General features: G+C 72.7%; 13 protein-coding genes and 1 pseudogene. 4 read left to right on the forward strand and 10 right to left on the reverse strand.

What is annotated here, in order from left to right:
- Both ACFVYK_RS06845 and ACFVYK_RS06850 read right to left on the reverse strand, forming a co-directional pair.
- Nucleotides 1-1122: serine/threonine-protein kinase (locus ACFVYK_RS06845; protein ID WP_389769480.1), on the reverse strand; the 1122-nt coding region annotated here is incomplete at its 3' end.
- 186 nt (nt 1123-1308) lie between these two features.
- Complete coding sequence (locus tag ACFVYK_RS06850) at nt 1309-2166, reverse strand: menaquinone biosynthetic enzyme MqnA/MqnD family protein (RefSeq protein ID WP_389769482.1); 858 nt, start codon at nt 2164-2166, stop codon at nt 1309-1311.
- A 287-nt stretch (nt 2167-2453) separates the two neighbouring features.
- On the opposite strand from ACFVYK_RS06850, the gene ACFVYK_RS06855 reads away from it, so the two are divergent.
- The gene (locus ACFVYK_RS06855) at nt 2454-2657 is read left to right on the forward strand and encodes a cold-shock protein (protein ID WP_003974443.1); all 204 of its coding nucleotides are present in this window, start codon (nt 2454-2456) and stop codon (nt 2655-2657) included.
- Nucleotides 2658-2821: 164 nt separating this feature from the next.
- Complete coding sequence (locus ACFVYK_RS06860) at nt 2822-3604, forward strand: class I SAM-dependent DNA methyltransferase (protein ID WP_389769485.1); 783 nt, start codon at nt 2822-2824, stop codon at nt 3602-3604.
- Between the two features lie 37 nt (nt 3605-3641).
- On the opposite strand, the gene ACFVYK_RS06865 is transcribed toward ACFVYK_RS06860, so the two are convergent.
- From ACFVYK_RS06865 to ACFVYK_RS06875, 3 genes are all read right to left on the reverse strand, one after another.
- Nucleotides 3642-4157 carry a hypothetical protein gene (locus ACFVYK_RS06865; protein ID WP_389769487.1) on the reverse strand — a complete coding sequence of 172 codons (516 nt, stop codon included), beginning with the start codon at nt 4155-4157 and terminating at the stop codon, nt 3642-3644.
- A gap of 42 nt (nt 4158-4199) precedes the next feature.
- Nucleotides 4200-6122 (reverse strand): AMP-dependent synthetase/ligase, encoded by a 1923-nt coding sequence (locus ACFVYK_RS06870; RefSeq protein WP_389769489.1) that lies wholly within the window; start codon nt 6120-6122, stop codon nt 4200-4202.
- Between the two features lie 210 nt (nt 6123-6332).
- The gene (locus tag ACFVYK_RS06875; RefSeq protein WP_389769492.1) at nt 6333-7667 is read right to left on the reverse strand and encodes an acetyl-CoA C-acetyltransferase; all 1335 of its coding nucleotides are present in this window, start codon (nt 7665-7667) and stop codon (nt 6333-6335) included.
- A gap of 102 nt (nt 7668-7769) precedes the next feature.
- On the opposite strand from ACFVYK_RS06875, the gene ACFVYK_RS06880 reads away from it, so the two are divergent.
- On the forward strand, nt 7770-9101 hold the full coding sequence (locus tag ACFVYK_RS06880) for a 3-oxoacyl-ACP reductase (RefSeq protein WP_389769648.1): 1332 nt from the start codon (nt 7770-7772) through the stop codon (nt 9099-9101).
- Nucleotides 9101-10258 (forward strand): MaoC family dehydratase, encoded by a 1158-nt coding sequence (locus tag ACFVYK_RS06885; protein ID WP_389769494.1) that lies wholly within the window; start codon nt 9101-9103, stop codon nt 10256-10258. The genes ACFVYK_RS06880 and ACFVYK_RS06885 overlap by 1 nt, the downstream gene beginning before the upstream one ends.
- Nucleotides 10259-10303: 45 nt before the next feature.
- Here ACFVYK_RS06885 and ACFVYK_RS06890 read toward each other — a convergent pair whose 3' ends face one another.
- From ACFVYK_RS06890 to mqnE, 5 genes and pseudogenes are all read right to left on the reverse strand, one after another.
- Nucleotides 10304-10984 carry a TetR/AcrR family transcriptional regulator gene (locus ACFVYK_RS06890; RefSeq protein WP_389769497.1) on the reverse strand — a complete coding sequence of 227 codons (681 nt, stop codon included), beginning with the start codon at nt 10982-10984 and terminating at the stop codon, nt 10304-10306.
- A gap of 44 nt (nt 10985-11028) precedes the next feature.
- The gene (locus ACFVYK_RS06895; protein WP_389769500.1) at nt 11029-11337 is read right to left on the reverse strand and encodes a DUF4229 domain-containing protein; all 309 of its coding nucleotides are present in this window, start codon (nt 11335-11337) and stop codon (nt 11029-11031) included.
- Between the two features lie 120 nt (nt 11338-11457).
- Nucleotides 11458-11982: a GNAT family N-acetyltransferase gene (locus ACFVYK_RS06900; protein WP_389769502.1), complete on the reverse strand. Its 525-nt coding sequence runs from the start codon at nt 11980-11982 to the stop codon at nt 11458-11460.
- A 16-nt stretch (nt 11983-11998) separates the two neighbouring features.
- A pseudogene (locus ACFVYK_RS06905) lies at nt 11999-12202 on the reverse strand (uracil-DNA glycosylase); the annotation flags it as partial.
- A 194-nt stretch (nt 12203-12396) separates the two neighbouring features.
- Nucleotides 12397-13560, reverse strand: a complete 1164-nt coding sequence (mqnE, locus tag ACFVYK_RS06910; protein WP_389769504.1) for an aminofutalosine synthase MqnE — start codon at nt 13558-13560, stop codon at nt 12397-12399.
- Nucleotides 13561-13595 lie beyond the last annotated feature (35 nt).

The raw sequence follows: 13595 nt of genomic DNA on the forward strand, positions 1-13595 counted from the left end.
GGCCACGGGCCCCGACCGCTCGGTCCCCGCGCCTGCCGCCTCGCCCGGCCACACCGCGGGGCTGCTGAACGCCACCGGCCCGGACGCCGACGGACTCGCCCCGCCACCCGCCCGCGCTCCCCCGTCGGCGCCGGCGCCCGAACCCGCACCGGGGCCCGGGCCGGTCACCGCCCCCGCTCCCCTCCCCTTCACCGTTCCCGTTCCCGTTCCCGTTCCCTCCAGGTTGAGGAGGTGGACGGCGCTGCGGCTCACCTGTGCCACGAGAGGGCCCGGCAGCCAGCCGGAGGCCACGAGCCGGGTGGCGCCCTCGGGAGCGAGGCGCGCGGCCACTTCGGCGGGGGCCGGCCGCACGGTCGGGTCCTTGGCGAGGCAGGCCTCGACCACCGACCGCAGTTCGCCCCGCAGGGCGCCCTCCGGGTCCCCCAGCTCCGGCGCCTCGTGGACGACGCGGTAGAGCAGGGCGGCCGAGGAGTCGCCCGGGAACGGCGCCCGCCCCGTCGCCGCGTACGCCAGGACCGCGCCCAGGGAGAAGACGTCGGCCGCGCCGGACGCGCCCCGGCCGAGGATCTGCTCGGGGGCCATGTAACCGGGCGAGCCGACCGAGACGCCGGTCGAGGTGAGGGAGGCCGTGCCGTCGATCGCGCGGGCGATGCCGAAGTCGATGAGCAGCGGGCCGTCGACGGTCAGCAGCACGTTGGACGGCTTCACGTCCCGGTGCACCAGGCCCAGGGCGTGCACGGTCGCCAGTGCCTCCGCCAGACCGGCGCCCAGCACGTGCACCGAGTGTGCGGGCAGCGGCCCGCCGCCGGAGGCGACCGCCGCGGCCAGGGAGGGGCCGGCCGCGTACCCGGTGGCGACCCAGGGCACCGCGGCTTCCGGGTCGGCGTCCAGGACCGGCGCGGTCCAGGCCCCGCCGACCCGTCTCGCGGCCTCGACCTCACGCCGGAAGCGGGCGCGGAACTCCTCGTCGAGCGCGAGGTGCGGGTGCACGATCTTGACGGCGACCGTGCGGCCGCCGGCGCTGCGGCCGAGGTAGACCCGGCCCATCCCACCGGAGCCGAGCCGGCCGAGCAGCCGGTAGGGACCCACGGTCGTGGGTTCGTCTTCTGCCAGCGGCTGCATGGGCGTCCGCCCCTCCCCCGTAAGGACCCGCGACCCGGACCCGCGACCCGGACCCGAGACCCGGACCCGAGACCTGGTCTCGAGCCCCCGCGGCCCGAGACCCTGCGGCCCGAGACCCGCCGCTCGTGGTCCGCCACTCGCAGCCGGTGTCCGGGCCTTCCCGGGCTTCCCGGGCTGTGCAGCAGATTACGCAGAACGGGGCTGGAGCAGTTCCACCTTGACGTCCGCGGGGAATCCCGTCGTGGGGCCGACGCGGCGGGCGAACTCGGTCACGGCCGCCAGCTGGGCCGGGCCGAAGCGGAAGTCCAGGGTGGTGAAGTACTGCTCCAGGACCTGCTCGTCGAACTCCTCCCAGCGGGCCGCCTGCTCCGCGACCTTGCCGACCTCGTCCAGGGAGAGGTTGCGGGAGTCGAGGAAGGCCTGGTGGACCTGGCGGGTGATGACGGGCTCGCGCTCCAGGTACTCGCGCCGGGCCGCCCACACGGCGAAGACGAAGGGCAGGCCGGTCCACTCCTTCCAGAGCGCGCCGAGGTCGTGGACCTCCAGGCCGAAGCGGGGTCCGTCGAGCAGGTTGGCCCGCAGCGCGGCGTCGCCGATGAGAACGGCCGCCTCGGCCTCCTGCATCATCAGGCTGAGGTCGGGCGGACACGTGTAGTACTCGGGCCGGACGCCGTACCGGTCGGCCAGCAGGAGCTGGGCCAGGCGCACGGAGGTGCGGGAGGTGGAACCGAGGGCGACTCGCGCGCCGTCCAGCTCCTCCAGCGGGACCTGGCTGACGATCACGCAGGACATCACCGGGCCGTCGCAGCCGACGGCGATGTCGGGGAAGGCGACCAGGTCGTCGGCGTTCTTGAGGAACTCGACGAGGGTGACGGGCCCGATGTCGAGCTCGCCGCGCACCAGCCGCTCGCTGAGCTTCTCCGGGGTGTCCTTGGTCAGCTCGAAGTCCAGGAGGGTGCCGGTTCTCGCGAGCCCCCAGTAGAGGGGCAGGCAGTTGAGGAACTGGATGTGGCCGACGCGCGGCCGGGTGCGAGAATTGTCCACATCGCGAGGCTAGACCCCTTCGCGTATGCTCGGGACTCCGCCCCCGAGTCAACCCCTTTCAGGGATCTTCAAACATCCGGGTGACGTGATCTTGACCTCTATTGCTTTCGGCTGCCCGCGTGCTAGGCTCGCCGCAAGTTGCAGTTTGGTTTCCCTTGCAGTACAGAGCCTGCGGAGCATGTAACCGCGGGCTCTCGTCGTTTTCAGACGTATGCAGTTGTGCGGCACTTGCTTTCACGCTTGCAGGGTTCTGGAGCAGGGCAACCCTTTGGGCCCAAGGAGGGCTTATGGCTACCGGAACCGTGAAGTGGTTCAACGCCGAAAAGGGCTTTGGCTTTATCGCCCAGGAAGGCGGCGGCCCCGACGTCTTCGTCCACTACTCCGCGATCAACGCGCAGGGTTTCCGTTCGCTCGAGGAGAACCAGCAGGTCTCCTTCGACGTGACGCAGGGCCCGAAGGGTCCGCAGGCGGAGAACGTCACCCCCGTCTGATCTTCACACCCTGAGATCGCAAGTCTCTGAGAGCAGTACCCAAGGAGCCCTGTGCCTTTCGGCACGGGGCTCCTGCCTTTGCGCGCGGACCGGGGGCTCCGCGCACCCCCGGGGTGGCCGGTAGCGGATCCCGCTGTCGGTGGGACCTCCTAGGCTCCTCGCCCATGACCGACGACACCGCGACGCCCCCCTCTCCCGTCCCGCCCAGAGCCGACGGCCCTACGGCGCCCGCCGCCGCCGTCCCCGCCGAACCCGGTTTCCTGACCGCCACCCGGGCCTTCTACGACGCCGTGGCCGAGGACTACGCCGAGCGCTTCAGCGACGATCTCGCCTCCCGGCCGCTGGAGCGGGCCCTCCTCGCCGCGTACGCCGAACTCGTCGGCACGGGCGGCCGGGTGGCCGACCTGGGGTGCGGCCCCGGCCGGACGACCGGGCGGCTCGCCTCGCTGGGACTCGACGTGTCCGGGCTCGACCTGTCGGAGTCGATGCTGACGATCGCCCGGCGCGAGAACCCGGGCATCCGCTTCGAACAGGGCTCGATGCTCCAACTGGACTTCCCCGACGAGGCCCTGGCCGGAGTCGTCTCCTTCTACTCGTCCATCCACACCCCGCTGGACGAACTGCCTGCCCTGTTCGCCGAGTTCCACCGCGTCCTGGCCCCCGGCGGCCATCTCCTGCTGGCCTTCCAGGTCGGCGACGAGCCACGCCGCCACGACCGCCCCTGGGGCCACCCGGTCACCCTCGACTTCGAGCGCCGCCGCCCGGAGCGCATGGCGCGCCTGCTGACGGCGGCCGGCCTGCCGGTCCTCTCCCGCACGGTCCGGGAGGCAGACCCCGCCCTCCACGAGCCGACCCCGCAGGCCTTCCTGATCGCCCAGAAGGGTGAACACGTTCACCGACTCCGACCTTCGCCGAGGCCGGCGACCGGCTCGTGGAAGCGGCGCTGACAAGGGACGCCCGATATCGGCCCCGCGCTCCGGGCCCTCACACCCCCAGTCCCGCGGGGGCCGGGCCCAGGGGGTCTTTCGTGAGGGTCTTCGGGGACCTCAGCGCCGTTTCGTACGCCGCTCGGTCGAAGGTGAACGGGCCGAGCGGGAGGTCTCCCCAGTGCTCGCGCTCCGGGTAGCGGAAGGAGGACCAGACGACCGTCGTCGGGGCCGGGGTGACCCGGGCCATGAGGGGCCAGCAGAACCAGAGGCCGCAGGGGCAGCCGAGGAGCGGGACGGGCGCGTCGGCGTCGGAGTCGGAGTCGGAGTCGCTCAGGAAGTGGTCGTGGAGGTGGGCGAAATCCCCTACGGAAAGGCCGGCGTGGCCGTTCCAGATCAGGTCGGCCGACTCGCGTTCCTGGTCGGCGAACTGGTCGTCCAGTTCCGGTCGCCACAGCTCGCGCGTCGCCCAGGCCGTGCGGGCGCGCAGGTCGAGCCCGTCGACGTGGATGCCCCAGAGCAGGTCGGCGGGAGACTGCTGCGAGGGGTGGTGGAAGAACTCGATGCCGTTCACGCGCCGCATCCTCGCCCACCGTGCCGTCTCCCGGCCACCGGGTTACCGCGCGTAGAGATCCTCCACCTGGTCGGCGAAGTCCCGCATGACCGCCTCTCGGCGGAGTTTCATCGACGGGGTGAGGTGGCCGGCGCTCTCGGAGAAGTCCGTGGGCAGGACGGCGAAGCGGCGGATCGACTCGGGGCGGGAGACCAGCTTGTTCGCCTCGTCGACCGCGCGCTGGAGGACGGCGTTCAGCTCCGCGTCGTCGATCAGCAGCTCCGCGGGGACCGGGTGCTTGCCGTGCATCTGACGCCAGTGGGTGAGGCCGTCGGGGTCGAGGGTGAGCAGGGCGGTGACGTAGGGGCGGCCGTCGCCGAGGACCATGGCCTGGGAGATCAGGGGGTGCGAGCGCAGCCAGTTCTCCAGGGGTGCGGGGGCGACGCTCTTGCCGCCCGCCGTGATGATCATCTCCTTCTTGCGGCCGGTGATCGTCAGATAGCCCTCGTCGTCCAGCTCGCCGAGGTCACCGGTGGCCAGCCAGCCGTCGGGGGCCGCGGGGACCACTCCCCCGGCGGCCGGGTCCCAGTAGCCGCGCAGGACGTGCTCGCCGGCGACCAGGATCTCGCCGTCAGCCGCGATGCGGATCCTGGTGCCGGGCAGGGGCCAGCCCACCGTGCCGAGACGGGGCTTCATCGGGGGCGTCACGGTGGTCGCGGCGGTCGTCTCGGTGAGGCCGTAGCCCTCGTAGATCTCGATGCCCGCGCCCAGGTAGAACGAGGAGAGGCGGCGGCCCAGCGGGGAGCCGCCGCAGATGGCGTGGCGCACCCGGCCGCCCATGGCGTTGCGGATGCGGCGGTAGACGAGCGGGTCGTACAGGGTGCGGGCCGCCCGCAGCGTGGCTCCCGGCCCGGATCCGGCCCCGGTCTTGTGCGCCTCGACCGCCTCGCCGTAGCGGCGGGCCACGCCGACCGCGCGGTCGAAGGACGACAGCCGGCCGCTCGCCTCCGCCTTCGCGCGGGCCGAGTTGAAGACCTTCTCCAGCATGTACGGGATGGCCAGCAGGCAGGTGGGTCTGAAGGCCGCCAGATCCGGCAGGAGGTCCTCGGACTTGATGCTCGGGGCGTGGCCGAGGCGGACGCGCGCCCGGACGCACGCGATCGCGACCATCCGGCCGAAGACGTGGGACATGGGGAGGAAGAGCAGGACGGAGAGCTCGTCGTCCTTCGACTTGAAGACCGGGTAGAGCAGTTCGATCGCGTTGTCGACCTCGGCGAAGAAGTTGCCGTGGGTGAGCGCGCAGCCCTTGGGGCGGCCGGTGGTGCCGGAGGTGTAGACGAGGGTGGCGAGCGTGTCGGGGACCAGCATGCCCCGGCGGATCTCGACCTCGGAGTCCGGGACCCGCTCGCCCGCCTCGATCAGCCGGTCCACGTGCCCCTTGTCCATGACCCACAGGTGGTGCAGGTCGGGCAGCCGGTCGAGTTCGGGGCCCAGGGCGGCGGCCTGGCCGCTCGTCTCGGTGACCAGCGCGACCGCGCCGGAGTCGTGGAGGATCCAGCGGGTCTGGAAGGCCGAGGACGTCGGGTAGATGGGGACGGTGACCAGACCGGCCGCCCAGGCGGCGAAGTCGAGCAGCGTCCACTCGTAGGTCGTGCGGGCCATGATGGCGAGCCGGTCGCCGGGGGCCAGCCCCTCCGCCACCAGCCCCTTGGCCACCGCGTGGACCTGGGCGGCGAAGCGTTCCGCCGTGATGTCCGTCCATGCGCCGTCCGGACCCTTGCGGCTGAGGACCACCGTCTCCGGGGCGGCGGCCGCGTTGTCGTAGGGCAGGTCGGCGAGCGAGCCGTAGGCGACCGGGCGCGCGAGGGCCGGCACGGACGCCTCCCGTACCGCGCCGTCCAGTCGGCGGGTCTCGGGTTCCACGAGGACGGGAGGAGCGTCGACGTCGGCGTAGGCCGAGCCGGCGGCTGAGGAGGGGGTGGACACGGGCGGCTCCCTGGGCGTGCAGCGACGAAACTGCTTGCTGCATGACGTACGTGCTTCGCGCACCGACGCGTTCAACCGGGATGCCCGCTAAGACCAGGGTTACCGCCGGTTGGGTAGGGGATCGTACGGCTTTCAGGTGTGGGGCTTGTGCGTGTTCCGGGATGTTCCGGGGTCAGGGCTGTGCAACCTCGGAGGGTGTGTGAGGGGCGCTCACGTTCGTTCCAGGATCGCGGTGACGCCCTGTCCGCCCGCCGCGCAGATCGAGATCAGCCCCCGCGCGGGGCCGCTCCGCTCGGCGAGGAGCTTGGCGAGCGTCGCCACGATGCGTGCTCCGGTGGCCGCGAAGGGGTGGCCGGTGGCGAGGGAGGAACCGGCCACGTTCAGCCGGTCCCGGTCCACCGGGGCGAGACCCTGCTTCTCCCAGGCCGCGAGGGTGGCCAGCACCTGGGAGGCGAACGCCTCGTGCACCTCGACCAGGTCGAAGTCCTCGATGCCCAGGCCGGCCCGCTCCAGCATGCGCGGGACCGCGTAGGCGGGGGCCATCAGCAGGCCGTCCTCGCCCCCGGCCGCATCGCCGCGCACGAAGTCGACCGCCGCCGTCTCGTACGCCGCCAGGTAGGCGAGCGGCTCCAGGCCGCGCGCTTCGGCCCACGCCTCGGAGGCGAGCAGGATGACCGCCGAACCGTCCGTCAGCGGCGTCGAGTTGCCCGCCGTCATGGTCGGCTCGGGGCCGTCGGTCCCGAACACCGGCTTCAGGCGGGCCAGTTTCTCGACCGTGGAGTCGGGGCGCAGGTTCTGGTCGCGGGTCAGGTCGCGGAAGGGGACCACCAGGTCGCCGAAGAAGCCGCGCTCGTACGCGGCGGCGAGCCGCTGGTGGCTGGTGACCGCCAGTTCGTCCTGGGCCTCGCGTCCGACGCCCCAGGCGCGGGCCGTGACCGCCGCGTGCTCGCCCATGGACAGGCCGGTGCGCGGTTCGGCGTTGCGCGGGATCTCCGGGACCAGCTGGGCTGGGCGGAATTGCGCCAGCGCCTTGAGGCGGTCTCCGATCGACTTCGCCCGGCGGGCCTCCAGGAGGATGCGGCGCAGCCGGTCGTCGACGCCGAGGGGGGCGTCGCTCGCGGTGTCCGCGCCGCCCGCGATCGCGGACTCGGTCTGACCGAGGGCGATCTTGTTGGCGGCGGCGATCACGGCCTGCAGGCCGGTGCCGCAGGCCTGCTGGACGTCGTAGGCGGGGGTGCGGGCGTCGAGCCTGGAGCCGAGGACGGTCTCGCGGGCCAGGTTGAAGTCCCGGCTGTGCTTGAGGACGGCCCCGGCGACGAACTCGCCCACCACGCCGGGCACGTCGAGCGCGTACCGGTTCACCAGCCCGTTCACGGCCGCCGTCAGCATGTCCTGGTTGGAGGCGGTGGCGTAGGGGCCGTCCGAGCGGGCGAAGGGGATGCGCGAGCCGCCCACGATCGCCACGCGCCGGGCGCGCGGGGGCTCCAGGGGCTCTTTGCGGGCCCCTCGCAGATAGGTCACCTTCGACGGCTCCGAGGTACTCATCTCGACCTGCTCCTCACCCTTGACCTAGACTTACCCCCGGTAACCTTACTCGGGAGTAAGCAAATTATCCTGTGCGTCAAGCCCGTGGGAGACGAGACGAACATGGCCGACCGCTATCTGAGCTTCACCGCCACCGCCCCCGGCCGGTTCCTCACCCGGCGACTGGGCCTTCCGCAACCGGCGGCGCTCAGGCGCTGGTCGCCCGAACAGCCCTGTCTCCCCGGCGACTTGCTTCACCTTACGGCCGGTGAGACCGCGGTCCGCGACCTCGCGCCGGTCCTCGCCCGCACCGGGCTCCCGCCGGCCGACCCCGCCGCCCGCCCCGCGGACGCCGGTGGGAACGCGGCCGTCGTCCTCGACGCCACCGGCGTCCACGACGTCGACTCGCTCGCCGAGGTGCACGCGGCCCTGCATCCGGTCGTGCGGTCGGTCGCCGCGAGCGGACGGATCGTGGTGCTCGGCTCACCCCTGGAAGCCGGGGCCGACCATCACCGGGCGGCGGCGCAGCAGGCCCTGGAGGGATTCGCGCGCTCCCTCGGCAAGGAGATCGGACGCGGCAGGACCGTCAACCTGCTCCGGCTGACCGACGCGGCCGCCGCCGAGTCCACGCTGCGCTTCCTCCTCTCGCCCAGGTCCGCGTACGTCAGCGGGCAGGTGATCACGGTGACGGCCGAGGCGTCCGGGGCCCCCGCCGACTGGTCGCTCCCGCTGGCCGGCCGCACCGCGCTCGTCACCGGCGGCGCGCGCGGCATCGGCGAGGCGGTCGCCCGGACGCTGGCGCGCGACGGGGCCCGCGTCGTCGTGCTGGACGTGCCGCAGGCCGAGGACGACGCCCGGCGGGTCGCCGGGCGACTGGGCGGAAGCGCCCTCGCCCTCGACATCACCGCCGCCGACGCGGGCGAACGGATCGCCGCCGAACTCCCCGACGGAATCGACGTGTTGATCCACAACGCGGGGATCACCAGGGACCGGCGGCTGGTCAACATGTCCGCCGAGCGCTGGAGTTCGGTGCTCGACGTCAATCTGGCGAGCGTGCTGCGCACCACGGACGCGCTGCTCGCCAAGGGCACCCTGCGCCGCGGCGGGCGGATCGTGGCCACCGCCTCCATCGCCGGGCTCGCGGGCAACGCCGGGCAGACCAACTACGGCGCGAGCAAGGCGGGGATCGCCGGACTGGTCCGCTCCCTCGCGCCGCGCGCCCTCGCGGAGCACGGGGTCACCGTGAACGCGGTCGCGCCGGGCTTCATCGAGACGAAGATGACGGCCGCGGTGCCCCTGTTCATCCGCGAGGCGGGCCGCCGGATGAACTCCCTGGCCCAGGGCGGACTGCCCGTCGACGTCGCCGAGACGACCGCGTGGCTCGCGCACCCCGCATCCGGTGCGGTGAACGGACAGGTCGTGCGGGTGTGCGGCCAGAGCCTGCTGGGGGCGTGATGACCACGCCGCCTCCGCTGATCCCGCCGACCCGGTCCCCCGGGCGCACCACCCTGGCCTCCGCTCCGGCCCTCGGCCCGCTGCTCGCCCTCGGGGCGTTGCGCTCCCCCCTCAAGCGGCCCCGCCCGGGCCTCGCCCTCCCCGGCGCGGGCGAGCGGCTGGTGCTGCCGGGGCTGCGGGTGGACCTGACCCGGCTCGCCGCCTACGAGCGGGTGTGCGCCTTCCCCACCGGTGAGGACGCGCTGCCGCTCACCTATCCCCATGTCCTGGGCTTCCCGCTGGCCATGCGCCTCATGAGCGGCCGGGACTTCCCCCTCCCGCTGCTGGGCCTGGTCCACACGTCGATCGAGATCACCCGCCACACGGCCCTCGCGGCCACGGGCGAGTACGAACTGGCCGTGTACGTGGACCGGTTGACGCCGCACCGGAAGGGGACGGAGGCGGTCGTCATGACGGAGCTGCGCGAGCGCGGCACGCTCGTGTGGGAGTCGACGAGCACCTATCTGGCCCGGCACCGCACGGGGCCCGAGCCCTCCGTCGAGGAAACCGGGCGGCCCGCACGACAGTCCGGCCCCCTCCCTGACCGGGCCGCTTCCCCCACGGACCGGACCGGTTCCCCCACGGACCGGGCCGCTTCCCCCACGGACCGGACCGGCCCCCTCCCTGACCGGGCCGCTTCCCTCACGGACCGGGCCGCTTCCCCCACGGATCAGTCCGCGCCCGCCGCCGGACGGCACGCGGCCGCCGCCGGACCGACGGAGCCGGCCACCGGCCGGTCCCGGACCGCCGGCGGTGAGGTCTGGCCGGGTCCGCTGCCCGTGCTCGACGAGTGGCGGCTCGCCGCCGACGTCGGCCGGCGCTACGGCGCGGCGTCCGGCGACCGCAATCCGATCCATCTGCATCCGCTCACCGCCCGCCTCTTCGGCTTTCCGCGGGCCATCGCCCACGGCATGTGGACCGTGGCCCGCTGCCTCGCCGCCCATGGCGTGCCCCAGGCGGTGCGGGTCGGTGCGGAGTTCCGGGCTCCGGTGCTGCTGCCGGGCACGGTCGCCTTCGCGGCGGACGGCAGCCGTTTCGAGCTGCGCGGCACGGGAGAGGCGGGCCGCCTCCACGTGAGCGGCCGGGTGGACCCCCTCACCGCGCCCGCGGGCCCCTGAGCCGCCCCGGGTCCGCAGCCTGCGCCCCGGGACGTCGTTCCCGGCTCAGTCCTCCGGCGGGGCCCAGGGCCGCCCTTCCATGAGGGCGCCCAGCCCCGCCCAGGCGAAGTTCATCAGGGTGGCCGCGGCCTGACGGGAGGTGACGCCGGCCGTCGCGTTGGCCCAGGCGGCGAGGGACTCGGCGGCCCCGACCAGGGCCTCGGCGAGCCCGGCCACCTCGCGTTCGGGGAGGTCGGGGTCGATGGGGGTCCCCCCGCACGAGCGAAGTCGAGGGTGGGGGAGGGCCTCCCTGGCAGCGACCACGATCAGCTGCGTGACGAACGCGACGATCTCCTCGCGCATCGCCGTGACCTCGGCGGCGAAGGGCTCGCCGTGGGTGCGGGCCTGGAGGTGCAGGACGGACCAGGCGTGCGGGTGTTGAGCGGTGTGCGCGAAGAACGCCCGCAGTCCGTCCCAGAGTTGGCGGTCCGCGGGCAGGTCCGTGCGGACGCCGGTCCGGACCGCCGCGACGAGCGCCGCGGCTTCGCGCCGGATGCAGGCGGTGAAGAGGTCTTCCTTGGAGTTGAGGTACAGGTACACCAACGGCTTGGACACGCCCGCGAGTTCGGCGATCTCGTCCATCGACGCGGCCATGTACCCGCGGCGACCGAAGGTCTCCACGGCGGCGTCCAGCATCTGCTGCTCACGGACCGCACGCGGCATTCGCTTGGTCTTCACGGCACCCATGGGCACAGGGTAGCCAGGGCGGGGCGCGCCGGGCCCCGGGAGCGTCAGGAGGTCTGCGCCCGGCCCTGGGGATGGGCGGCCTCGTCGACCATGGCGTCCTCCTGGGACCGGTTGGCGTCCAGGTTCGCCTTCATGCGGTCGACGCGGCGCACGACGTGCACCGAGGCGCGGTCGCGCTCCTTGCGCAGCACCACGAAGCTGATCGGCGCGGAGATCACCAGCGAGAGCAGCAGGATCCACATGAGGTTGGAGTCACCGAGCCCGCGCGGGACGACGCCCGAGTAGACGAGACCCCAGACGACCACGAAGCAGCCGGCGAAGACACCGAGGCGCATCAGTGTGTAGCGGAGCATGTCAATCCACTCTTCCGATTCCAAAAGGGGCCGTCGTCCAGTGAAGCACGCCCGGCCGCCGATCCCGCAGCCGCCCCCGCACGCGTCCGCGGGGGCGGCTCAGGGGGTCGGTGCAGGGGGTCAGTGCAGCGGGAGCAGCATGATGACGTCGTCGCGGTCGTCGCCGGGGGCGACCCGGATGGCTCCGGGGATCCGGCCGACCTCCTTGTAGCCGCAGGAGCCGTAGAAGCGCTCCAGGCCGAGTCCGCCGCGGCAGGAGAGGCGGATCGCCTCGATGTCGTCGAAGCCGCGGGCGGCGTCGGCGGCGGCCGCCAGCAGCTCGCGGCCGTAGCCCCGGCCCTGGTGGCGGGGGTGCACCATCACCGTGTACAGCCACACCCAGTGCTTCTGCAGGCGGTGCGCGTTGAAGGAGAAGAACGCCGTCGCGGCCACCTCGCCGGCCGCGTCCTGGCCGACGAGCAGCCGGTGCCGGCCCTCGGCCATCGCGACGAGGTGCTTGACCAGCTCCGGGCGGACGGTCTCCCGGTCCACGGACCCCACGAAGCCGACGGCTCCGCCCGCGTTGGAGACGTCCGTCCACAGGTCGAGGATGCCGTCGCGCAGGGCCGGGCCGACGGTGGGATCGAGAGTAAAGGTAAGGGACACATGGTGATGTTAACCCTTACGCCAGGAGGCGCGCGGCGATTTCCGGATCCTGGACGAATCCCTTGTAGGCGTCCTCGCGGTCGTCGGCGCGCAGCACCGAGGCCGGGTGGACGGTCGACAGCAGCCGGTGCGGCCGGCCGTTGATCTCCTCCTCCAGCACCGCGCCCCGCACCTGACCGACCCGGAACGAGGACCCGAGGAGGGCCTTCCCGGCCGTCGCGAAGGGCTCGGCGGTGTACGCGTCCTCGGGGGCCTTCGCGACAGCCATGGGTGACGGGTATCCCGCTTTCCACCGGCCGAGACGGGTGGCGGACGGCCGCCGACCGACGGCAGGGGCCCGCCGGGAAGCAGAGCTTTCGACGACCGACAGCGTCGTGAGCAGAGCTTTCCGGCGGGCCCCTGGGGCGAGGTCCGTCACACCCGCATGGGCTGCGGCGACTCGCGGCGGGCCGGGTCCGGACCGTCGTACTCGCGGATGATCTCGTACCGCGTGTTGCGCTCCACCGGCCGGAAGCCGGCGTCGCGGATGAGGTCCAGCAGGTCCTCGCGGGTCAGCTTGTTCGGCGTGCCGTAGTTGTCGGCGTCATGCGTGATCTTGTACTCGACGACCGAGCCGTCCATGTCGTCAGCGCCGTGCTGCAGGGCCAGCTGCGCGGTCTGGACGCCGTGCATCACCCAGAAGACCTTCACGTGCGGGACGTTGTCGAAGAGCAGCCGCGAGACGGCGAACGTCTTCAGGGCCTCCGCGCCGGTCGCCATCCGGGTGCGCGCCTGGAGCCGGTTCCTGACCTTGCCGTCCTTCACGTCCACGAAGTCGTGCTGGTAGCGCAGCGGGATGAAGACCTGGAAGCCGTTCGTCTCGTCCTGGAGCTCGCGCAGCCGCAGCACGTGGTCGACGCGGTGGCGGGGTTCCTCGATGTGGCCGTAGAGCATCGTGGCCGGCGTCTTGAGCCCCTTCTCGTGCGCCAGCCGGTGGATCCGCGACCAGTCCTCCCAGTGCGTGCGGTGGTCCACGATGTGCTGCCGGACCTCCCAGTCGAAGATCTCCGCGCCGCCGCCGGTCAGCGACTCCAGGCCCGCGTCGATCAGCTCGTCCAGGATCTCGGAGGCGGTGAGCCCGCTGATGGTCTCGAAGTGGTGGATCTCCGTCGCCGTGAACGCCTTCAGCGAGACGTCCGGCAGGGCCGCCTTCAGCTCGCGCAGGGAGCGCGGGTAGTAGCGCCACGGCAGGTTCGGGTGCAGGCCGTTGACGATGTGCAGCTCGGTGAGGTTCTCGCCCTCCATCGCCTTGGCGAGCTTCACCGCCTCCTCGATGCGCATGGTGTACGCGTCCTTCTCCCCCGGCTTGCGCTGGAAGGAGCAGTACGCGCAGGACGCGGTGCACACGTTCGTCATGTTGAGGTGGCGGTTGACGTTGAAGTGCACGACGTCGCCGTTCTTGCGGGTGCGCACCTCGTGCGCGAGACCGCCCAGCCAGGCCAGGTCGTCCGACTCGTACAGCGCGACGCCGTCCTCACGGGTCAGCCGCTCACCGGCCCTGACCTTCTCCTCCAGCTCGCGCTTGAGCCCGACGTCCATGCCCACACCTTTCACCGACGACCTACCGACGACTA

Source organism: Streptomyces sp. NPDC058291, from assembly GCF_042880855.1.
Classification (GTDB): domain Bacteria; phylum Actinomycetota; class Actinomycetes; order Streptomycetales; family Streptomycetaceae; genus Streptomyces.